The following is a 20,529-nucleotide window of genomic DNA, read 5'->3' as shown; positions in this document are numbered from 1 at the left end:
GGGTCAGGCTGTCCGCCGCTTGCGGGCGACGACGACGCCGGCGCCGGCGAGCACGACGACGATGCCGCCGACCGTGATCCAGGCCCACACCGGGGTGCCGTGGGAGACATCGCCGGCCGCGGCGGTCGGCGAGGCGACGACGGCCGGCTCGGTCGAGGGCACGGTGATGTCGGCCACCGGGTCACCGCAGCCGGTGGCCGGATAGCCGGCGACCCCGCAGATCATCCCGGAGGAGTCGGTCCGTACGGTGGTCGCGGCCTGCAGCACCTGGGTGCCGGTCGCGGCGGTCGGGACGACCACGCAGGTCGCCGTCACCTGGCCGGGGGTGGCGCCCTGCGGGGCGTCGTCGGCGGTGCCCGGGTCGATGATCAGCCCGACCCGCTTCTGCCCGTCGACCGGGCGCACCTTGCCGCAGATCTCGTTGAACGGCGGGATGGTCCGCGGCGGGCGGGCGGTGGTGCTGCCGGCCACGGCGAACCGCCAGCCCTGGACCGACCCGTCGGCCGGGGTGGTGGTGCCCGGCGCCGACTGGGAGAAGGTCCACTGGCCGTTGTCCGCCTCGTAGTACCCCCAGTACCGGTAGCCGTCCTCGGCGCGGGCCACGCCGCTGCCGAGCGGGGCCACCAGCAGGGCGACCGCGGCGAGCGCGACGAGCGCCCAGCGGCGAAGGGACGGACGGTGACGTACGGGCATCGGGCCTCCTGGCGACGCGGTGGATGCGCGCAGGCCCGGCCGGCCGGCTCTCTCGCAGTCCACGACGAGTTGATGAGCGGCCCCCGATCCGGTCCTCCGGCTCGCCCCGCCGGCGGCGGGGCCTACGGTTGCGGGTCAGCGCCGGCGTCCGACCGGCTTCCCCGGAACGTGGGTCTTCCGAGGGATGAGTCTACATGTGGCGACAGATGGTCTACCGTGGCCCGGTGGCACCCCTCGACGCGATCGTGATCATCGTGGCCGGCCTCGCCGCGGGCACTATCAACACCGTGGTCGGGTCCGGGACCCTGATCACCTTCCCGACCCTGCTGTTCCTCGGCTACCCGCCGGTCGCGGCGAACATCTCCAACAGTCTCGGCCTGAGCTTCAGCGGCCTGACCGCCGCCCAGGGCGCCCGGGACGAGATGACTGCGGTGTGGCCGGTGGTCCGGTTGATGTTGCCGCTGCAGCTCCTCGGCTCGGCCCTCGGCGCCGGCCTGCTGCTCGTCCTGCCGCCGGAGGCGTTCACCGCGATCGTGCCGGTGCTGATCGTCATCGCCGCCCTGTTGGTGATCTTCGGCCGCCGGATCAACGGCTGGATCGGCGCCCACCACGCCGACGCCCCGCTGACCGGCGGCCGACGGATCGGGCTGCTGGTCGGCGCGCTCTTCACCGGGATGTACGGCGGCTACTTCGGCGCCGCCCAGGGCGTGCTGCTGATCGGTCTGCTCAGCGCGCTGACCGGCCTGTCCCTGCTGCGGATCAATGTGGTGAAGAACATCCTCGCCCCGGCCGCGAACTTCCTCGCCGCCCTGGTGTTCCTGATCGTCGCCTGGCACCAGGTGCGCTGGGCGGTGGCTGGGCTGCTCGCCATCGGCGCCCTCGGCGGCGGCTGGCTGGGGGCGCGGATCGGTCGCCGCCTCTCGCCGACCCTGCTGCGGGTGTTCATCGTGCTGGTCAGCGCGGTGGCGGTGGTGAAGCTGGTCTGGTTCAGCTGAGCGGGGCGGGCGGGTAGGTTGACTCCGATGCTCCTCGTCGACCCCCCGCACTGGCCCGCCCACGGCACCCTGTTCGCCCACCTGGTGTCCGACACCTCGCTGGCGGAACTGCACGGCTTCGCCGATCTGCTCGGCCTGCCCGCGCGGGCCTTCGACCGGGACCACTACGACCTGCCCGCCTCCCGCTACGCCGACGCCGTCGCCGCCGGGGCGCGCGAGGTCAGCCCGACCGAGGTGGTCCGGGCGTTGCGCCGGGCCGGGCTGCGGCGGACCAAACCGCAGGCGCTCGCCGCCGCCCGCCGCCGCGACGACCGGCTCCGGGCCGAGTGGGCGGCGCTGCTGCCCCGGGCCGTCGACCTCGGCGAGGACCTGCTGGCCCGCTGGTCGGAGCCGCACCGGCGCTACCACACCCCGCAGCATCTGGCGGAGCTGCAGCGGGCGATGGCCGCGGTGGTCGACGACCTGCGCCACGGCACCGATCCGGGGCGTACGCTCCGGCTGGCCGCCTGGTTCCACGACGCGGTGTACGAGGGCCGGCCGGGGGAGGACGAGGAGGCCTCCGCGGTGCTCGCGGAGCGGTCCCTGGACGGGCTGGTCCCGGCCCGCGAGGCCGAGGAGGTGGCCCGTCTGGTCCGGCTCACCGCGACCCACCGGCCCGGCGACGACGACCCGGCCGGCAACGTCTTCCTCGACGGGGACCTGGCCATCCTCGGAGTCGACGAGGCGCGCTACCTGGAGTACTCCCGGCAGGTCCGCGCGGAGTACTCCGACGTCCCGGCCGAGGACTACCGCCGGGGCCGGCTCGCTGTGCTGCAGCAGCTGGGCGGGCTCGATCCGCTGTACCGTACGCGCCCCGCCCGGGCCTGGTGGACCGACCCGGCGCGCGCCAACCTCGCCGCGGAACAGCGCCGGCTGCGGGGTCGGTGATCCCGTCAGTCCGCGACGGGAGCCAGCGGCAACCGTACGGTGAACGTGGTCCAGGTGTCGGCCTGCTCGGCCTCCGGCCCGGTGAGGTCGTCGGCGCAGCGCGAGGTCACGGTGACCTGGCCTCGGTGGGCGGTGACCACGGCCGCGACGATCGACAGGCCCAGACCGGTGCTGCCGTTGGGGGCCGAGGCGTCGCGGATCCGGGCCCGGGCGGAGTCGGCCCGGACGAACCGGTCGAAGACCTGCGCGATCATCGCGCTGGGGATCCCCGGGCCGTTGTCGTGGACGGTGACGACCGCCTCCCGCTGACCTGGTCGGGCTGCCGCGAACGCGACGCTCAGGCCGGCCATCACCCGAGCGCCCGAGGGGGTATGTGTCCGCGCGTTGGCCAGCAGGTTCGCCACCACCTGGTGGAGCTGGTGGCGGTCGCCGACAACCATCACCGGCTCGGTCGGGACGTCGAGGGACCAGCTGTGGTCGGGGCCGGCCGCCTGCGCGTCGGCCAGGGCATTGACGACGATCTCGGTGAGGTCGACCGGCTGGTGCGCCGGGGTGGCCTTGCTGTCCAGCCGGGCCAGCAGCAGCAGGTCCTCCACCAGGGCCGACATCCGCTCCGCCTCGGCGTCGATCCGGTCGAGGGCACGGCCCGTCTGCGGGGGCATCGCGTCCCGCTCCCGCCGGGTGAGTTCGGCGTAGCCGCGGATCGCGGCCAGCGGGTTGCGCAGTTCGTGCGAGGCGTCGGCGACGAACCGGCGGACCCACGACTCCGAGACCTGCCGGGCCTGCAGGGCCCACTCCACGTGCCCGAGCATCTGGTTGATCGCCTCCCCCACGTCGGTCACCTCTGCAGCGTAGGGGGAGCGCGGTGGCGGGACGCGGGGGCCGAGGTCGACATAGCCCTCGCTCAGCGGCATCGCCGACACCTGGCGGGCGACCGCGGCCAGGTCGGTGAGCGGGCGCATCTTGCGCACCACCACCACGTACACGGTGATGACGCTGGCGGCCACTGCCAGCAGGGACAGGATCGTCGCGGTCCAGACCAGGGTGGCCACCGCCGTCCGGGTCTCGGTCAGCGGCAGACCGACGATGACGCGGTCCTGACCGTTCTGGACCGCCATCGCCCGGTAGCCCCCGAGCAGCTCCAGGTCGACGCTGTGGGCGCCGGAACCGACCGGCAGGTTGTAGAGCGTCCGCAGGGCCGCGTTGCTGGGCACCGGGCGGAATCCGTCCGGGGTGAGCACACCGTTCTGGGCCACCGGAGTGACCGTACCGGTCGGGGAGGCCTGATCGGTGATGACGACCACCACGGTGCCGATGGGCTGTCCCGGCAGGTCGATGCCACCCGCGAACCCCTGACCGGAGGTGGTCGCCGCGGTCTGCTGGCGGGTCAGGACGGCGGTGAGGCGGTCGTCGAGCTGACGCATCAGCACCCGTTGGGCGATGAGCGTCGTGACGAAGCCGAGGGCGATGGCCACCACCGCGATGATGGCGCTGACCTGGACCACGAGTTGGCGGGTCAGGGTGCCGCGGGCGGGGAGGGGCCCGGCGGTGAGCCGGTGGGAGGCGGTGCCCTCCAGTGCGCGGGCCGGGCGGGCGGCGGCGCCGGGTGTCTCCCGGACGGCTCCGGTGGACCGGACACCGCGGGCCCGTGGGCGACGGATCCGCGGCCGCCCGCGCCGGTCGGGCCAGGCGGGCCGACCGCGGGCCCGGGAGGTCGTCGGCGGAGGTTGCGGCGGCAGCGCGGGCAGCTCACTCATCGGCCGGGCGCAACATGTACCCGGCGCCGCGCAGGGTGTGGATCATCGGCTGGCGCCCGACGTCGATCTTCTTGCGCAGGTAGGAGATGTAGAGCTCCACGATGTTGGCCTGCCCGCCGAAGTCGTAGTTCCAGACCCGGTCGAGGATCTGAGCCTTGCTGAGCACCCGGCGCGGGTTGTGCATCAGGTAGCGCAGCAGCTCGAACTCGGTCGCGGTGAGGTGGATGGAGTCACCCCCGCGGGTGACCTCGTGGGAGTCCTCGTCCAGGGTCAGGTCGCCGACCACGAGGGTCGACGCGTTGATCGCCTGCGAGGCACCCGTACGCCGCAGCAGGGCGCGCAGTCGGGCGATGACCTCCTCCAGGCTGAACGGTTTGGTGACGTAGTCGTCCGCGCCGCTGGTGAGACCCTCGATCCGGTCGGCGACCGCGTCACGGGCGGTCAGGAAGATCACCGGCAGGCCCGGCTGGTCGGCATGGATCCGCCGCATCACCTCGAGGCCGTCGAAGTCGGGCAGCATGATGTCGAGCACGGCGGCGTCGGGACGGATGTCGTGGGCCACCTGCACGGCCTCCTGACCGCTCGCGGCGGTCCACACCTCCCATCCCTCATAACGCATGGCCATCGACAGCAGCTCGGTCAGAGCCGGCTCGTCGTCCACCGCGAGGATGCGGATGGGGGAGCCGTCGGGGCGGGAGAGGGTGCCGTGGGAACGGTCGGTCATAGTCAGAGACTGCCACGCCGTTCGATGGGTGGGGGCAATAACCCTGTATGCCAGCTGTGAGTGAGGTGTGTGTCCGGGCGATCGCGTGCCGCCGACACTGACCGAAAGGGTACCGGCGGCACCCCACCCCCTCTACTGTAGGCCCGTGGAGATTTCTGGTCCCGGAGAGATGTTCGACGTACGTGCCGAGATCGAGCGCCTGCGCGACCGCGTCTACGAACTGGAGCAGCAGGTCGCCTGGCTGTCGGATCGTGCCGGTCGCGAGGCGGCGGCGAAGTCGCTGGACGAGGCGGTGCAGGATGCGCTGGTCCACCGCAGCTACATCGACGCCGTGATGCTCTACCGGGAACGGACCGGGACGGGGCTCGCCGAGGCCAAGCAGTACGTCGACCGGCTGCGTCGGACCGGGGTGCTCGGCAATGACGACGAGGCGGTCGCCGTCGCCGGACCCGACCTGGCGGCCGCCGAGGCGACCGATCGGCCCGGCGCGACCGAGGCCGGGTCCGTCGAGGCGTAGCCGTCCCGCGTCGCCCACCGTGGCTGCTCCGCCGCTGCGGCGGGCGTACGCTCAGCGGCCCTCGACGACCACCGTGACCTCGTCCTCGCCCGGGTAGGCCACCGTCACCCGCTGGCCGGGGTTGAGTTGGTGTCCGCGGCGGGTCTCCACCTCACCGTCGACCCGTACGTAACCGGCCTGGATGAGGTCGCGTGCCTCGCTGCCCGACTCGGTGAGGTTGGCCCACTTGAGGAACTGGCCGAGGCGGATCCTCTCCGCGGCGGGCTCGTCGCCAGGTCTCGGCTGGTCAGGTGTGTTCATGCGCCCATTGTGGCGGGTGTCCCCGGCCTGCTGCACGCGAGAGAGGACATGCTGCACGCGGGGGAGACGGCGCCCCGACTAGGCTGCAGGGCATGACCGCCGCAGAGCGTACCTTCCTCGACGACCTCGGTGCGCCGGTACGGGTCCCGGCCGGAGGACCACAGCGGATCGTCTCCCTGGTGCCGTCCCTGACGGAGGCGATCGCGACGACGCTGCCCGACCGCCTGGTCGGTGCGACCGACTGGTGCATCCGGCCCACGGACCTGCGGGTGACGCGGGTGCGTGGCACCAAGAACCCCGACCGCGCCGCGATCGCCGCGCTGCAGCCGGACCTCGTCGTCTGCAATCAGGAAGAGAATCGTCGCCTCGACGTCGACCGCCTCCGGGAGCGCGGGATCCCCGTCTGGGTGACGGCGATCGAGTCGGTGGAGCAGGCGATCACCTCGATGCGACGGCTCTTCGCGGAGGGCCTCGGGGTGGGCGAGCCCGGGTGGCTGGTCGAGGCGGCCCGCGCGTGGGAGGTCGGATCGGTGCCCGCCGGGCGGCCCTCCGGCGCGCGACCACGGGTGGCGATCGCGATCTGGCGCGACCCGTGGATGGTGGTCGGCCCCCGGACGTACCCGGCCGACCTGTTCGACCGACTCGGCTTCGACAACGCCTTCGGCGACGCGGTCGACCGCTATCCCCACGTCGAGGTCGCGGCGATCCGGGCGGCGGCGGATCTGGTGGTGCTGCCCGATGAGCCGTACGCCTTCGGTCCCGACGATGGACCGGAGACGTTCCGCGGCGGGGTCGATGCGGTGCCCACCGTCTGCGTCGATGGCCGTGCGATCACCTGGTACGGCCCGGCGATGGTCGGTGCGCGGGCGTACCTGGAGGACGTCCTCGCGCCCTGGCGCCGCTGAGCCTGCCCATCGCCGGCCCCCGACGTTGGGTCTGTCCCCCTGCGTGACTACCCTGCGCAGTGTCCGCATCGACAGGAGGTCACATGTCCACCACCGTACGTGCCTGGGGAGCCCCCGGCGCCGGCAGACCGCTCGAGCCCTTCACCGTGGAGCGTCGCGAGCTGCGCCCCGACGACGTTCAACTCGACATCTCCTACTGCGGCATCTGCCATTCCGACGTCAGCACGGTCACCGGGGAGTGGGGCGACCGGCAGTGGCCGCTCGCACCCGGGCACGAGATCGTCGGAGTCGTCTCGGCGATCGGCGAGGCGGTGACCCAGTTCCAGGTCGGGGATGTCGCCGGCGTCGGCTGCATGGTCGACAGCTGTGGCGAGTGCGAGTACTGCCTGGCGGGTGAGGAGCAGTTCTGTGACCGTCGGGTCCTCACCTACGGGCAGACGATGCCCGACGGTGAGTACACCCAGGGTGGATACGCCCAGCAGATCGTCGTCCGCGAGGCCTTCACCCTGCACGTCCCCGAGACCCTGCCGCAAGAGAACGCCGCGCCGCTGCTCTGCGCCGGCATCACCACCTACTCCCCGCTGCACCACTGGGGTGTCGGCGAGGGCACCAGGGTCGCCGTCGTCGGCATGGGCGGGCTCGGGCACATGGGCGTCCAGATCGCGGCGGCGATGGGGGCCGAGGTCACCGTCCTGTCGCACAGCCCCGCCAAGAAGGCCGACGCCCTCCGCTTCGGCGCCACTGACTACGTCGCCACCGCGGAGGACGGCGCCCTCGCCGCGGCCCGCCGACGGTTCGACTTCGTCCTCAACACCGTCGCCGCCCCGCTGGACTTCGGCGCGTACATGAACACCCTGCGGGTCGACGGAGTGATGTGCAACGTGGCGCTGCCGCAGCAGCCCTTCCAGGCGCCGGTGCGGATGTTCACCAACCATCGCCGTTCCTTCGTCGGCTCGCTGATCGGTGGCATCGCGGAGACCCAGGAGATGCTCGATTTCTGCGCCGAGAACCGGATCGGCGCCCAGGTCGAGGTGATCCCCGCCGACCGGGTCAACGAGGCGTACGACCGGATGATGAGGTCCGACGTGAAGTATCGCTTCGCGATCGACGCGTCGACTCTCTGAGAGTATGGTGAGAACCGGGCCGGCTTGGTGACGTACGTCACACGATCTTGTAGTCCCGCCGGCCCGGGTGCCGGCTCGTTCCCTCGCGGCACCGACCTCGTGGACGACACCGGGCGGGAGGCCCGCCATGAAGCTCGATCCCCACGCCGCGGCACACCCCCGGGACATGGCCATCGTGCACGCCGCGATCCGCCGGGACCTCGTCCGCTGCCGCCTCCTGCTGCAGGAGGGCGGTGACCACATCGACGGCGGTCGCCGTCGCACACTGGGTGCTCACCTGCAGTTCCTCGCCCGGTTCGTCCGCTACCACCACCGGGGGGAGGACCGGATGATCCATCCGGACCTGTTGGCCCGCGACCCCGGCCTGCAGGATCTGATCGACGATCTCGCCGGCCAGCACGATGCCATCACCTGGGCGGTGGACGGGATGGCGGGGACCGGTCGTGACCTCGAGGCAGGTGAGTCGTCCGCCGAGAAGGCGCTGGGCGTCGTCGTCGCTGTCGAGCAGCCACTGCTGGTGCACCTGGCCCGCGAGGAGCGAGAACTGATGGTCCACGTCACCCGGCTGCTCTCCCAGGAGGAATGGCGCCGGCTCACCCTCGCCGCCTGGGTACGGCACAAACCGCACGAGATCCTCGCCGCCAACGGACCCTTCATCCTCGACAACCAGACTCCCGAGGACCAGGCCTGGTTCCGCGCCGGGATCCCGTTCGTGCTGGAGGAGACCCTGGTGGCTCTGCATGCCGCCGCGTACGGGCGTCGGCGCTCGGTGCTCTGGGGCGGGACCGCTGCTCTGGGGGTGCCGGCCCTCGGGATCGAGGCCCGGGAGGCGTTCGACGGTCTGCTGGCCCCGGCGGACGCGATCGGCCGGCGCCGCGGCTGATCGGCGCCGGCCGGATCCACCGGGTGCGCTCAGAACGACCCGTAGGTGCTCTTCGCCTTCTGCAGCGCGGTGATGTAGCCGGCGCGCTGGTAGGCGTTCTCGTCGTCGTGGCGGACCGCCAGCAGACCGCGGAAGTCGTCGAGCGACTCGTAGCCCTTGGCGGCCATCCAGTCCTCCAGGCCGTTGAGCAGCTGCCGGCCGTACTCGGTGCCGTTGCGCACCAGGGCGGAGGTGGTCATCACCACATCGGCCCCGGCGAGCAGGTAGCGGACCAGGTCGTCGGCGTCGCGGACGCCCGAGGTGGCGGCCAGCGAGCAGCCCACCCGGCCGCCGCGCAGGGCGGCGATCCAGGTGCGCGGCAGCCGGCCCTCGTACTGGGACGACAGCTCGACCTCGGGCTCAACGTCGAGGGCGTCGATGTCGATCTCCGGCTGCAGGAAACGGTTGAACAGCACCAGACCGTCCGCGCCCGCCTCCGCCAGCTGCCGACACATGTTGCCGACCGAGCTGAAGTACGGCGAGAGCTTCACCGCGACCGGGATCGACACCGCCTGCTTCACCGCTCGGACGATGTCCAGGTGCCGCTCCTCGACCTCGCGGCCGGACAGCGACAGGTCACCGACCACGAAGTAGATGTTGAGCTCGATCGCGGCCGCGCCGGCGTCCTGCAGCTGGCGCGCGTACTGCGTCCAGCCGCCCCGGGTCGACCCGTTGATCGACCCGATGATCGGCACCCCGGTCGCCTGCGCCCCCTCCTCGAGGAGCCGCAGGTAGTCGGCGGGCAGGTCGCCGCCGTCGGTCCCGGGCAGCTCGGGGAAGTACGACAGGGCCTCCCCGAACGCGTCGGCGTGCTGCTCCTCCAGCGCCTCGTCGATCTCGGCCTGACGGCGGATCTGCTCCTCGAACACCGAGTAGAGCACCACCGCGCCGACACCGCCGTCGGCGAGGCGCCTGATCCCGTCCACCGTCTGCGACAGCGGGCCGGCCGAGGCGACCAGCGGGTTGCGCAGCGGCAGCCCCAGGTACGTCGTGCGGAGGTTCATCTCACAGTCCCTTCCGTGCGTCCGCGGCGAACCGGTCGGCGCCGCGGGTGGCCAGTTCCTCGTACGACTGCCAGCGACGGGTGGCCGCCTCCTGGCCCAGGGTGAGCAGCCGCTCGGCCTCGGCCGGGTCGGACTTCTGCAGCATCCGGAACCGCAGCTCCTTGGTGCGGTACTCCCGCAGCGGGACCCGCGGGCGCTGGGAGTCGAGCAGGAACGGGTTGCCGCCCTCGTCGCGGATCACCGGGTTGTAGCGGATCAGCGGCCAGTGGCCGGTGTTCACCGCCAGGTACTGCTGGTCGAGGCCCTTGCGCATGTCGATACCGTGCGCGATGCAGTGGCTGTAGGCCAGGATCAGCGACGGCCCGTCGTACGCCTCGGCCTCACGGAACGCCCTCAGCGTCTGCTGCGGATCGGCGCCCATCGCGACCCGGGCGACGTACACGTTGCCGTACGCGATCGCCTGCATCGCCAGATCCTTCGACTGGGTCACCTTGCCCGCGGTGGCGAACTTCGCCACCGCCCCCAGCGGCGAGGCCTTGGAGGCCTGACCGCCGGTGTTGGAGTAGACCTCGGTGTCGAGGACCAGGATGTTGACGTCGCGCCCGGAGGCCAGCACGTGGTCCAGACCGCCGGACCCGATGTCGAAGGCCCAGCCGTCACCGCCGACGATCCACACCGACCGGCGGATCAGGTGGTCGACCACCGACCGCAGGTTGTTGACCTTCTCCTGGTGGTAGCCGTCCAGGCCGCGGTCCTCCAACTCGTCCAGGCGGGCCTTCAGCAGGTTCACCCGGGCACGCTGGGCGGCGAAGTCGGACTCGCTGAACTGCGGTGCCTCCAGCAGCCCGTCGACCAACTCGGCGCCGGCCAGCTCGCGCAGCTCGCCGGTCATCTTGCGCGCCTGGGCGGTGTGCACGTCCGCGGCCAGCCGCAGCCCCAGACCGAACTCGGCGTTGTCCTCGAACAGGCTGTTCGACCAGGCCGGGCCGCGACCCTCGGCGTTCTTCGCCCACGGGGTGGTCGGCAGGTTGCCGCCGTAGATCGAGGAGCAGCCGGTGGCGTTGGCGACGGTCGCCCGGTCACCGAAGAGCTGGGTGAGCAGCTTCACGTACGGCGTCTCACCGCAGCCGCTGCAGGCGCCGGAGAACTCGAACAGCGGCTCCAGGAACTGGGTGCCGCGGACGGTGCCGAAGTCCACCCGGGTGCGGTTGTTCGTCGGCAGCGTCCGGAAGAACTCGATGTTCTCCTTCTCCTGCGCCAGCCGGGGCAGCACCGGAGAGAGGTTGATCGCCTTCTTCTGCGGCTGGCCGAGCGGGGAGACCGGGCAGGCCTCGGTGCACAACCCACAGCCGGTGCAGTCCTCGGCGAACACCTGCAGGGTGAACCGGGTGTTCGGCAGGCCGGCGGCGGCCAGCTCCGCGGACTGGAAGCCCGCCGGGGCGTTCTCCAGCAGCTCGGGGGCGTAGAACTTCGACCGGATCACGCCATGCGGGCAGACGATCGAGCAGTTGCCGCACTGGATACAGGTCTCCGGGTCCCACTCGGCGACGATCTCGGAGACATTGCGCTTCTCGTACTGGGTGGTGCCCGACGGGTAGGTGCCGTCCACCGGCAGTGAGCTGACCGGCAGGGTGTCGCCGCGGTCGGCCATCATCACCGAGGTGACGGTGCGGACGAACTCCGGCGCGTCGGCCGGGATCGGGTTGCGCAGCCCGTGGTCGGCGGTGACCCGGCCGGGGATGGTCACCTTGTGCAGGTGCTCGACGGCCATGTCGACCGCGGCGTGGTTCTTCTTCACCACCTCCTCGCCCTTGCGGGAGTAGGTCTTGGTGATCGAGTCCTTGATCCGCTTGATCGACTCGTCCTTCGGCAGCACCCCGGAGATGGCGAAGTAGCAGGCCTGCAGGACGGTGTTGGTCCGGTTGCCCATCCCGGCGCTGCGGGCCACCGCGGTGGCGTCGATGACGTACACCTCGAGGTCCTTGGCCAGGATCGTCTCCTGCATCGGCCTCGGCAGCCGGTCCCAGACCTCGTCCACGCCGTACGGGCTGTTCAACAGCAGCACGGTGCCGCGGCGGGCGAAGGCCAGCGTGTCGACGTTCTCCAGGATCGACCAGTGGTGGATGCCGATGAAGTCGGCCTTGGACACCAGGTACGGCGCGTCGATCGGCGCCGGCCCGAAGCGCAGGTGTGAGGTGGTCCGCGACCCGGACTTCTTCGAGTCGTAGACGAAGTAGCCCTGCGCGTAGCGGTCCCGGTCGGCGCCGAGGATCTTGATGGTGTTCTTGTTGGCGCCGACAGTGCCGTCGGAGCCGATGCCGTAGAACACCGCGCGGCGGGTCTGCGGGTCCTCGATGTCGAGATCGGCGTCGTACGCCACCGACAGGTGGGTGACGTCGTCGTCGATGCCGACGGTGAACCGCGGCCGCGGGTCGTCGGTGGCCAGCTCGTCGAAGACCCCGACCAGCATCGCCGGGGTGAGGTCCTTCGAGCCCAGGCCGTAGCGGCCGCCGTGCACCTTCGGCATGGTGGCGCGGGCGCCGGTGGCGTACGCCTCGCCGAGTGCGGTCACCACGTCGAGGAACAGCGGCTCACCGTTCGAGCCGGGCTCCTTGGTGCGGTCCAGCACCGCGACCTGCTGCGCGGTCGCGGGGATCGCGGCGAGCAGCTCGGCGGTCGGGAACGGCCGGTAGAGGCGGACGTTGAGCACGCCGACCTTCTGGCCGTGCGCGTTGAGGTACTCGGCGGTGGCCCGGGCGGTGTGCACCGCCGAGCCCATCAGCACCAGGACCCGGTCGGCGTCGGGTGCCCCGGTGTACTCCACCAGGCCGTAGCGGCGCCCGATCCGGGCGGCGAACTCGTCCAGTGCCTCGGTGACGATGCCTGGCACCGCCTGGTAGTAGCTGTTGGCGGACTCCCGGGCCTGGAAGTAGACGTCCGGGTTCTGCGCGGTGCCGCGGATGAACGGGTGCTCCGGGTCGAGGGCGCGGCGGCGGTGCTCGCGGACGAGTTCCTTGGGCACCAGGGACCGCAGCTCCTCGTCGGAGAGCATCTCGACGGTGTTCAGCTCGTGGGAGGTCCGGAAGCCGTCGAAGAAGTGCAGGAACGGCACCCGCGAGCGCAGGGTGGCGATCTCGGCGATCGCCGCCATGTCGTGGGCCTCCTGCGGGGAGCAGGAGGCGAGCAGCGCGAAGCCGGTCTGCCGGACCGCCATCACGTCCTGGTGGTCACCGAAGATCGACAGCCCCTGGGTGGCGAGCGCCCGGGCGGCGACGTGGAAGACCGTGGAGGTCAGTTCGCCGGCGATCTTGTACATGTTCGGGATCATCAGCAGCAGGCCCTGGGAGGCGGTGAAGGTGGTGCTCATCGCACCGCCCTGCAGGGCGCCGTGCATGGCGCCGGCGGCGCCACCCTCGGACTGCATCTCGACCACGCTGGGCACGGTGTCCCAGACGTTGCGCAGGTCCCGCGCCGACCACTCGTCGCACAGCTCGGCCATCGTCGAGGACGGGGTGATCGGGTAGATGGAGCAGAGTTCGTTGAGTCGGTAGGCCACCGAGGCGGCGGCCTCGTTACCGTCGATGATCTTGCGCATGGCTCAGAGTCCAATCCTGGTCGAGGCCTCGTGGGACTGTGCGGCGGCCGCCAGGTCGGGCGGCAGGGCGACACCCTCGGGGACCATCTCGATCGCATGGACCGGGCACTGCTCGTAGCAGGTGGCGCAGCCCGTGCACTTGTCGTAGTCGAAGCGGTAACGGTGGCCCTTGCCGAGCCGGATCACGGCGTCCTCGGGGCAGGCACCCAGGCAGCCGTTGCACTCGAAGCAGTTGCCGCAGGACAGGCAGCGCTGGGCCTCGAACATCGCCTGGTCGGGGGTCAGCCCGCCGACGATCTCGCCGAAGTCGGACAGCCGGGTCTCCGCATCGAGCTCCGGCTGGGTGCGCTGGGAGTCGCTGTCGCGGAAATACCACAGGTTGAGCTTGTCGAAGGTCGCCGTCGGGTGCTTGGGGGCCTCGGCGACCTGCCCCTGGGTGAGGAACATGTCGATGTTGTGGGCGGCCCGCTTGCCGTGGCCGGTGCCGACGGTGACCGTACGCTCCGAGGGCACCGCGTCGCCGCCGGCGAAGATGCCGGGGACGTCGGACATCAGCGTCTTCGGGTCGACCTGCAGGGTGTCGTCCTCGAACCGCAGGCCGTGGATGTTGTGCAGGAAGCCGGTGTCGGGCTTCTGGCCGACGGCCATGATCACCGTGTCGGCGTCGAGCTTCTCGAACCGGCCGGTGCCCCGGGGCCGCCCGTCGGTGTCGAGCTCCATGATCTCGACGGTGAGGTCCTCGCCGACCTCGGTGATGGTCTGCAGCCAGTTGATCCGGACGCCCTCGCGTTCGGCGGCCTCCGCCTCGTCGGCGTGGGCCGGCATCTGCTCACGGGTGCGGCGGTAGATGATCGTGGTCTCGTCGGCGCCGAGCCGGCGGGCCGTCCGGGCGGCGTCCATGGCGGTGTTGCCGCCGCCGTAGACGGCCACCTTCCGGCCGATCAGCGGCCGTTCACCACCGGCGACGTCGCGCAGGAAGGAGACCGCGTCGACCATCTTCGAGGTGTCCTGGGCCGGGATGTCGACCTTCTTGGACAGGTGGGCGCCGATGGCGATGAAGCAGGCGTCGAACTCGCCCTCCGCCATCTCCAGGGCCAGGTCGTGTACCGGGTGGCTGCAGCTGATCGTGACACCCAGGTCGACCAGCCGGTCGATCTCGGCGTCCAGGACGTCGCGCGGCAGCCGATACTCCGGGATGCCCCAGCGCATCATCCCGCCGGGCTTGTCGGAGGCGTCGCGGATCTCGACCCGGTGGCCGAGCCGGGCCAGGTGATAGGCGGCGGAGAGCCCCGACGGGCCCGCACCGATCACCAGCACCTTCTTGCCACTGGGATGGCTGGGCTTGTCGAAGGCCCAGTGCTGGTCGATCGCCAGGTCGCCGAGATAACGCTCGACGGCGTGGATCGAGACTGATTGGTCCAGCTCCGCCCGGTTGCAGGCGACCTCGCACGGGTGGTAACACACCCGGCCATGGATGGCCGGGAAGGGGTTGTCGTCCGTCAGCTGGCGCCAGGCGTCGTACGCCCGATCCTGCTTGATCAGATACAGCCAGTTCTGGATGTTCTCGCCGGCGGGGCACCCCGCGTTGCACGGGGGGAGCAGGTCCACATAGACCGGTCGGCGAGTTCGCTGGGGGGTGACCCGTCCTTGCGTAGCGCCGAGGTCGGGGAGCTTGGTGACGTCCTTGCGGCTCTGCATGGGGTCAGATTACTACTGACTGTCGTACGTCTTGTCCCCCAGGGGTGGGGGCCGGTGGTCGGGGAGTCGCCGGACCGCTCCGGGGCGGTCCGGACCCGTGCAGAGACGTACGGTGAACGTAGTAGTCAGTGTTTCACTGTGGCGGATCTCTCCTCGCGGTCCCTCTCACGATGCGGCACAGGTCAGCGGGTCCGGGCCAGGTCGGCGGCGCCGATGATGCCCGCCTCGTTACCCAGGGTGGCCCGCCGGATCTCCGCGACCGGCCGGAAGGCGCCGGCGGAGAGGGTGGACTCGAACGCCCTGCGGGCCGGTGCGAGCAGCAGGTCGCCGCTCTCGCTGACACCGCCGGCGATGACGAAGATCGCCGGGTCCAGCACCGCGGCCAGATCGGCCATCCCGCTGCCGAGCCACCAGCCGACCTGCTCGAAGCACTCCAGCGCCGCCGGGTCGCCCTCCTGGGCCGCCTGGGTCACGTGCGGGCCGGTGATGTCCTCCGGGTGGCCGCCGGCGAGCTCGAGCAGTCGGGCGCCGTCGTGCGGGGAGGTGGTCGCGATCTCCCGGGCCTCGCGGACCAGCGCCCGCCCGCTCGCATAGCTCTCCAGGCAGCCGCGCTGGCCGCAGCCGCACCGCCGGCCGCGTCGGACGACCTTGATGTGACCGATCTCGGCGGCGACGCCGTGGGTGCCCCGCACCAGCCGGTCGTCGAGGATCACCCCACCGCCGATGCCGGTGCCCACGGTGATCACCACGGCGGAGCTGACGTCCCGGGCGGCGCCGAGCCGGAACTCCCCCCAGGCCGCCGCGTTGGCATCGTTCTCCACCACGACCGGCAGTCCGCACCGCTCCTCGACCTTGCGGCGCAGCGGTTCGTCGCGCCAGGCGAGGTTCGGGGCGAACAGTACGGTCGACCGGGTCGCGTCGACGAACCCGGCCGCCCCGATGCCGATCGCCTCGACGTCGTGGCCGGCGGCGAGGTCGGTGACCACCTCGGCGATCGTCGTCGCGACCCGGGCACTGTCCTCGGCCGGGGTGGGGCGGCGGACGGTGGCCAGGATCCGGCCGGTGGCGTCGACGAGTCCAGCGGCGATCTTGGTGCCGCCGACATCCACCCCGATCGTCGGCCGGGACTCCGCGGGTGCCGGCCGGTGCGGGGAGGTCGCCGGCCCTGGCGGGGCGACGTGGGGAGCGGGCTGCGGCAGGGTGGGCATCGGTGTCTCCTGGCGGTCGGTGGTGGTCGGCCGCCGCTGCTGCCGGCGGCCCGGGGGATCAGTGGGTGGCGGTGAGCGCCTCGGGGGTGACGTGGGCCAGGGCGTACGCCACGGCGCCGAGCACGTGCGCCCGGGCGCCGAGTTCGGCCCGGACGATCTCCAGGGAGCGGACGGCGCCGGGGATGCCGTTGAGGCGTACGGACTGCCGCATCGGGCCCAGCAGCAGGTCCTCGGCGGCGGACAGCTCACCGCCGACGATGAGTCGCTGCGGGTTGACGATGTTGCAGAGGTTCGCGACGGCCAGGCCGGCCACCCGGCCGGTGTCGCCGAGCACCCGCCGGCAGCCGGGGTCGCCCGCGCGGGCGAGCTCGACGATCCGCGGGATGCTCAGCCGGCCGTGGGTGGGGGCGAGCAGGCCGATCACGTGCGGGGAGTTGGCCACCGTCTCCAGGCAGCCGCGGTTGCCGCACTGGCAGACGGCACCGTTCTCGACCACCGTGGTGTGGCCGATCTCGCCGGCCGTCCCGGTGGCGCCGCGGAAGATCTCCCCGTTGAGGATCAGGCCGGCGCCGATGCCGTTGGCCAGCTTGAGATAGACCATGTTGCGGATGTCTCGTCCCGCCCCCCAGGTGGCCTCGCCGAGGGCACCGAGGTTGGCGTCGTTCTCGACCAGCACCGGTAGCCCGAGCGCCTGCTCGGCGGCGGTGGCCAGGTTCACGTCGTTCCATCCGGGCATCAGGGCGGTGGCGGTGATCACTCCGTCCGCGTCGACCGGGGCGGGGATCGACAGGCAGGCGCCGACCACCCGGCTGCGGGTCACACCGAGCCCGTCGAGCAGCAGGGCGAGGATGTCGTCGGCGGCGCCGAATCCGGTGGGCATCGAGTGCCCCTGAGGGAGCGTACGGTGCTGCTCGGCCACCACCTCGTGCGCCAGGTTCGCCAGCGCGACATGGACGTGGTCACGGCCCATGTCGATCCCGACCACCAGCCCGGCGGACGAGGACAGGGCGACCAGTTGACCGCGCCGGCCCTGTTTGTCCGTCTCCATGTCCACCACGCCCGCCTCGAGCAGGGTGTGCACGATCTTCGAGACGGTGGAGGGGGCCAGTGACGTCCGCCGCGCCAGCTCGGCCTGGGTCAGCGCCCCTCGGCTGCGCAGGGTCTCCAGCACCCTGGCCTCGTTGGCGCTGCGCAGGGCCGACTGTGAGCCACCGGGACCGTAACTGTCCGCAGAACCTTCATTGGTCGACGACATACAGAAAGTAAACCACGGACAATCTTCGCACGACAGGGGCGGGCGGTCCGTGCGGGGATAGGTGATAGCGGTAACATCCAGGCGGTGGCGGGGAACGGCCGGTCATTGCCGGGGTCCGTCGGTGTCTTCGGCTTCGGCCCCGCGGCAGCCGGAGGCTGGGCGGCTGGGACGGCGGAGGTCAGCAGCAGCGGGCCGCGGGGTTGAGGCCCTCGGCCTCCCAGGCGCAGCGCCAGAACTCCGCCTCGGTCAGCATCGGCTCGTCGGGATGGGCCCGCAGCTGGTGGTTGACGTAGCGGTCGTACCTGTCCAGCCCGGCCAGCCCCCGGACCACCGCGACGGTGCCGCGCCAGGCGCGCTGCACCACGTCGCCGTCCTCGGGTCGGTGGGTCGGCGCGGAGCCGTCTCCCCGGGCCGGCTCCGCCGCGATGGCGAAGCGCCCGGTGCCGGAGGCGGGCCGGGATCGGGTCACAGTTCGTTCTCCTCCTGGATCGTCTCCTGCTGGCTGGCGTGGTGCATCCCGGGCAGCCGATCGTCACCGTACGGGTTGATGCCGGCGGCCTGCCACTCGGCCAGCACCTCCTTCTCCAGGGCGGTGGGCACGAAGCCGGCCGGAGCGAAGATCCGCGACGGCACCCCCTCGGCTTCGGCGTCGGGCAGGCCGCCCCGCCGGACGGCCCGGACGGCGATGGCCACCCCGATGACGAAGACGATCAGCACCAGCACCGCGTACAGGATCGACAGGGAGCCCTGGACGGCGGTGTTGCGGATCACCATGTCGATCTCGTGCGGGCTCTTCGCGGTGGAGAAGGTCTGCGCGCCCTTCGTCTTCGCGGCGCGGGCGGCGGCGTTCAGCGCCCAGTAGCCGAGCGACGGGTTGGCGGAGAAGATCTTCTGCCAGGACGCCCACATCGTGATGAACAGGTCCCACAGCAGCGGCAGGGCGGGGATCCAGGCCCAGCGGAACAGGCCCTTCTTCATCACCACGACGAAGACGACGGTGAGCGCGATCGCGGCGAGCAGCTGGTTGGCGATGCCGAACAGCGGGAACAGCATGTTGATCCCGCCCAACGGGTCGGTGACGCCCATCACCACGATGGAACCCCAGCCCAGCACCACCAGGGCGGTGCAGATCCACGCCCCCGGCCGCCAGGACGGATCGCGGAACTTCCGCCAGCCGGGGATGTTGGCCAGCGAGTCGGAGAGCATGAAGCGCGCCACCCGGGTGCCGGCGTCGACCGTGGTGAGGATGAACAGCGCCTCGAACATCACCGCGAAGTGGTACCAGAAGGCCTTCGCCGCGCCCACGACGGGGATCTGGCTGAGGATGTGCGCCATCCCGAAGGCGAGCGTCGGGGCGCCACCGGTCCGGGAGATGATCGTCTTCTCACCGACCTCGGCGGCTGCCTGCGCGAACAGGTCCGGGGACGCGTCGGGCAGCGACGCACCGGCGCCGGTGACCAGATGCAGGCCGTTCGTGTACGCGGCGGCGGTCGCCGGGGTGCCGCCGGTCAGGCCGAGCGGCGCGTTCATCCCGAAATAGAGGTGCTGGTCGATCACCGCTGCGGTGATCAGCGCGGAGATCGCCACGAACGACTCGGTGAGCATGCCGCCGTAGCCGATGATCCGCGCCTGCGACTCCTTCTGGATCATCTTCGGCGTGGTGCCCGAGGAGATCAGCGAGTGGAAGCCGGACAGCGCGCCGCAGGCGATGGTGATGAAGAGGAACGGGAACAGGTTGCCGGCGAAGGCCGGGCCGGTGCCGTCCAGGGCGAAGTGGGTGACCGCCGGCATCGACATCACCGGCCGGACGATCAGGATCGCCAGTGCCAGGAAGACGATGGTGCCGACCTTCATGAACGTCGACAGGTAGTCGCGCGGGGCGAGCAGCAGCCACACCGGCAGGATCGCCGCGAGGAAGCCGTAGATGGCGATGGCGTACGCCAGCTGGACCGGGGTCAGGGTGAAGATCTGGGCGAGGACCGGGTGGGTGTTCACCAGCGACCCGCCGGCGATCGCCAGGACGAGCAGCACCACGCCGATCACCGAGGCCTCGCCGACCTTGCCGGGCCGCAGGTAGCGCATGTAGAGGCCCATCAGGAAGGCGATCGGGATGGTCATCGCGATGGAGAAGACACCCCACGGGGAGGACGCCAGCGCACCGATGATGACGATCGCGAGCACCGCGATCAGGATGATCATGATGGTGAGCACGCCGACGATGGCGAACCAGCCGCCGACGGTGCCCAGCTCGTCGCGGGCCATCTGGCCGAGCGACCGGCCGTTCCGCCGGATCGAGAGGTGCAGCACCATGTAGTCCTGGACGGCGCCGGCGAGGACCACCCCGACGATGATCCAGATCGTCCCCGGCAGGTAGCCCATCTGGGCCGCGAGGACCGGGCCGACCAGCGGGCCCGCGCCGGCGATGGCGGCGAAGTGGTGGCCGAAGAGGACCGCCCGGTTGGTGGGTTCGAAGTCGCGGCCGTTGGCGAACTCCTCGGCCGGCGTCGCCCGGGTGTCGTCCGGCCGGTGGATCCTGCGCTCGATCAGCTTCGCGTAGAAGCGCAGGAAGATCAGGTAGGTACAGACCGCGGCGAGCACGAACCACACCGCGCTCACCTGCTCGCCGCGCAGGGTGGCGATGAAGTACCAGGCGATCGCGCCGACGATGCCGAGGGCGGTGAAGAGGATCTTCTGCCCGGTCGAGATGCCGGGCGGTTCGATCACCGCGACCGGGGGCAGGGACGGGTCGGTCTTCAGCTTCTGACCCGCGTCGCGGGTGGCGGACATGACGGCTCCTGTCGTCGTCGGGGACACCGCGGCCACGGTGGCGCGGCGATGACGCGGAAGGGAAAGGCTGGTGGGATGCAGACACCTCCCGGAGGTCCGCGGGATCGCCGCGTCGTAC

Annotated in this window: 17 protein-coding genes and 1 riboswitch; of the genes, 6 read left to right on the top strand and 11 right to left on the bottom strand. The window is 71.4% G+C overall.

The window, feature by feature from the left end; translation table 11 throughout:
- Nucleotides 1–3 precede the first annotated feature (3 nt).
- Nucleotides 4–693, bottom strand: a complete 690-nt coding sequence (locus R0145_RS15750) for an SCO2322 family protein (protein ID WP_317837834.1) — start codon at nt 691–693, stop codon at nt 4–6.
- A gap of 67 nt (nt 694–760) precedes the next feature.
- Nucleotides 761–892, bottom strand: a riboswitch (cobalamin riboswitch).
- A gap of 25 nt (nt 893–917) precedes the next feature.
- On the opposite strand from R0145_RS15750, the gene R0145_RS15745 reads away from it, so the two are divergent.
- Entirely contained in the window at nt 918–1,688 is a 771-nt protein-coding gene (locus R0145_RS15745; protein ID WP_317837833.1) for a sulfite exporter TauE/SafE family protein, read from the top strand.
- Nucleotides 1,689–1,715: 27 nt separating this feature from the next.
- Complete coding sequence (locus tag R0145_RS15740) at nt 1,716–2,615, top strand: DUF4031 domain-containing protein (RefSeq protein WP_317837832.1); 900 nt, start codon at nt 1,716–1,718, stop codon at nt 2,613–2,615.
- A gap of 5 nt (nt 2,616–2,620) precedes the next feature.
- Here the strand turns inward: R0145_RS15740 and R0145_RS15735 are convergent, their stop codons facing one another.
- Together R0145_RS15735 and R0145_RS15730 are read right to left on the bottom strand one after the other, a co-directional pair.
- The gene (locus tag R0145_RS15735; protein WP_317837831.1) at nt 2,621–4,372 is read right to left on the bottom strand and encodes a HAMP domain-containing sensor histidine kinase; all 1,752 of its coding nucleotides are present in this window, start codon (nt 4,370–4,372) and stop codon (nt 2,621–2,623) included.
- Nucleotides 4,365–5,096, bottom strand: coding sequence for a response regulator transcription factor (locus tag R0145_RS15730; RefSeq protein WP_317837830.1), 732 nt, complete (start codon nt 5,094–5,096; stop codon nt 4,365–4,367). The genes R0145_RS15735 and R0145_RS15730 overlap by 8 nt, the downstream gene beginning before the upstream one ends.
- Nucleotides 5,097–5,241: 145 nt before the next feature.
- On the opposite strand from R0145_RS15730, the gene R0145_RS15725 reads away from it, so the two are divergent.
- Nucleotides 5,242–5,613, top strand: a complete 372-nt coding sequence (locus tag R0145_RS15725) for a hypothetical protein (protein ID WP_317837829.1) — start codon at nt 5,242–5,244, stop codon at nt 5,611–5,613.
- Between the two features lie 51 nt (nt 5,614–5,664).
- On the opposite strand, the gene R0145_RS15720 is transcribed toward R0145_RS15725, so the two are convergent.
- Complete coding sequence (locus R0145_RS15720; RefSeq protein WP_317837828.1) at nt 5,665–5,913, bottom strand: RNA-binding S4 domain-containing protein; 249 nt, start codon at nt 5,911–5,913, stop codon at nt 5,665–5,667.
- A gap of 92 nt (nt 5,914–6,005) precedes the next feature.
- Between R0145_RS15720 and R0145_RS15715 the strand changes: the two genes are divergently transcribed.
- The 3 genes from R0145_RS15715 to R0145_RS15705 all read left to right on the top strand — a co-directional run bounded on the left by R0145_RS15715 (nt 6,006) and on the right by R0145_RS15705 (nt 8,825).
- Nucleotides 6,006–6,818 (top strand): helical backbone metal receptor, encoded by an 813-nt coding sequence (locus R0145_RS15715; RefSeq protein WP_317837827.1) that lies wholly within the window; start codon nt 6,006–6,008, stop codon nt 6,816–6,818.
- An 83-nt stretch (nt 6,819–6,901) separates the two neighbouring features.
- Nucleotides 6,902–7,942, top strand: coding sequence for an NAD(P)-dependent alcohol dehydrogenase (locus tag R0145_RS15710; protein WP_317837826.1), 1,041 nt, complete (start codon nt 6,902–6,904; stop codon nt 7,940–7,942).
- A 127-nt stretch (nt 7,943–8,069) separates the two neighbouring features.
- Complete coding sequence (locus tag R0145_RS15705) at nt 8,070–8,825, top strand: hemerythrin domain-containing protein (protein WP_317837825.1); 756 nt, start codon at nt 8,070–8,072, stop codon at nt 8,823–8,825.
- Nucleotides 8,826–8,854: 29 nt separating this feature from the next.
- Here the strand turns inward: R0145_RS15705 and R0145_RS15700 are convergent, their stop codons facing one another.
- From R0145_RS15700 to R0145_RS15670, 7 genes are all read right to left on the bottom strand, one after another.
- On the bottom strand, nt 8,855–9,868 hold the full coding sequence (locus R0145_RS15700) for a dihydroorotate dehydrogenase-like protein (RefSeq protein ID WP_317837824.1): 1,014 nt from the start codon (nt 9,866–9,868) through the stop codon (nt 8,855–8,857).
- Between the two features lies 1 nt (nt 9,869).
- Nucleotides 9,870–13,463 (bottom strand): pyruvate:ferredoxin (flavodoxin) oxidoreductase, encoded by a 3,594-nt coding sequence (nifJ, locus tag R0145_RS15695; RefSeq protein ID WP_317837823.1) that lies wholly within the window; start codon nt 13,461–13,463, stop codon nt 9,870–9,872.
- Between the two features lie 3 nt (nt 13,464–13,466).
- Nucleotides 13,467–15,161: an NAD(P)-binding protein gene (locus tag R0145_RS15690; RefSeq protein ID WP_317837822.1), complete on the bottom strand. Its 1,695-nt coding sequence runs from the start codon at nt 15,159–15,161 to the stop codon at nt 13,467–13,469.
- A gap of 182 nt (nt 15,162–15,343) precedes the next feature.
- Nucleotides 15,344–16,369 carry an ROK family glucokinase gene (locus tag R0145_RS15685; protein ID WP_317837821.1) on the bottom strand — a complete coding sequence of 342 codons (1,026 nt, stop codon included), beginning with the start codon at nt 16,367–16,369 and terminating at the stop codon, nt 15,344–15,346.
- 58 nt (nt 16,370–16,427) lie between these two features.
- Nucleotides 16,428–17,624, bottom strand: coding sequence for an ROK family transcriptional regulator (locus R0145_RS15680; RefSeq protein ID WP_317837819.1), 1,197 nt, complete (start codon nt 17,622–17,624; stop codon nt 16,428–16,430).
- Between the two features lie 178 nt (nt 17,625–17,802).
- Nucleotides 17,803–18,093 carry a YbdD/YjiX family protein gene (locus tag R0145_RS15675; RefSeq protein WP_317837818.1) on the bottom strand — a complete coding sequence of 97 codons (291 nt, stop codon included), beginning with the start codon at nt 18,091–18,093 and terminating at the stop codon, nt 17,803–17,805.
- The gene (locus tag R0145_RS15670; RefSeq protein ID WP_317837817.1) at nt 18,090–20,411 is read right to left on the bottom strand and encodes a carbon starvation CstA family protein; all 2,322 of its coding nucleotides are present in this window, start codon (nt 20,409–20,411) and stop codon (nt 18,090–18,092) included. Before R0145_RS15670 ends, R0145_RS15675 begins: the two co-directional genes overlap by 4 nt.
- Between the last annotated feature and the right edge of the window lie 118 nt (nt 20,412–20,529).

It is taken from the genome of Raineyella sp. W15-4, from assembly GCF_033170155.1.
GTDB lineage: Bacteria > Actinomycetota > Actinomycetes > Propionibacteriales > Propionibacteriaceae > Raineyella.
Note: the sequence above shows the minus strand (reverse complement) of the source record. Positions and strands in the feature narration are given on the sequence as shown.

Coding starts and splice junctions, on each gene's coding strand:
- R0145_RS15720 (WP_317837828.1), bottom strand. CDS start 5,913: ATGAACACACCTGACCAGCCGAGACCTGGCGACGAGCCCGCCGCGGAG.
- R0145_RS15690 (WP_317837822.1), bottom strand. CDS start 15,161: ATGCAGAGCCGCAAGGACGTCACCAAGCTCCCCGACCTCGGCGCTACG.
- R0145_RS15750 (WP_317837834.1), bottom strand. CDS start 693: ATGCCCGTACGTCACCGTCCGTCCCTTCGCCGCTGGGCGCTCGTCGCG.
- R0145_RS15715 (WP_317837827.1), top strand. CDS start 6,006: ATGACCGCCGCAGAGCGTACCTTCCTCGACGACCTCGGTGCGCCGGTA.
- R0145_RS15680 (WP_317837819.1), bottom strand. CDS start 17,624: ATGTCGTCGACCAATGAAGGTTCTGCGGACAGTTACGGTCCCGGTGGC.
- R0145_RS15670 (WP_317837817.1), bottom strand. CDS start 20,411: ATGTCCGCCACCCGCGACGCGGGTCAGAAGCTGAAGACCGACCCGTCC.
- R0145_RS15740 (WP_317837832.1), top strand. CDS start 1,716: ATGCTCCTCGTCGACCCCCCGCACTGGCCCGCCCACGGCACCCTGTTC.
- R0145_RS15735 (WP_317837831.1), bottom strand. CDS start 4,372: ATGAGTGAGCTGCCCGCGCTGCCGCCGCAACCTCCGCCGACGACCTCC.
- R0145_RS15705 (WP_317837825.1), top strand. CDS start 8,070: ATGAAGCTCGATCCCCACGCCGCGGCACACCCCCGGGACATGGCCATC.
- R0145_RS15710 (WP_317837826.1), top strand. CDS start 6,902: ATGTCCACCACCGTACGTGCCTGGGGAGCCCCCGGCGCCGGCAGACCG.
- nifJ (WP_317837823.1), bottom strand. CDS start 13,463: ATGCGCAAGATCATCGACGGTAACGAGGCCGCCGCCTCGGTGGCCTAC.
- R0145_RS15700 (WP_317837824.1), bottom strand. CDS start 9,868: ATGAACCTCCGCACGACGTACCTGGGGCTGCCGCTGCGCAACCCGCTG.
- R0145_RS15730 (WP_317837830.1), bottom strand. CDS start 5,096: ATGACCGACCGTTCCCACGGCACCCTCTCCCGCCCCGACGGCTCCCCC.
- R0145_RS15685 (WP_317837821.1), bottom strand. CDS start 16,369: ATGCCCACCCTGCCGCAGCCCGCTCCCCACGTCGCCCCGCCAGGGCCG.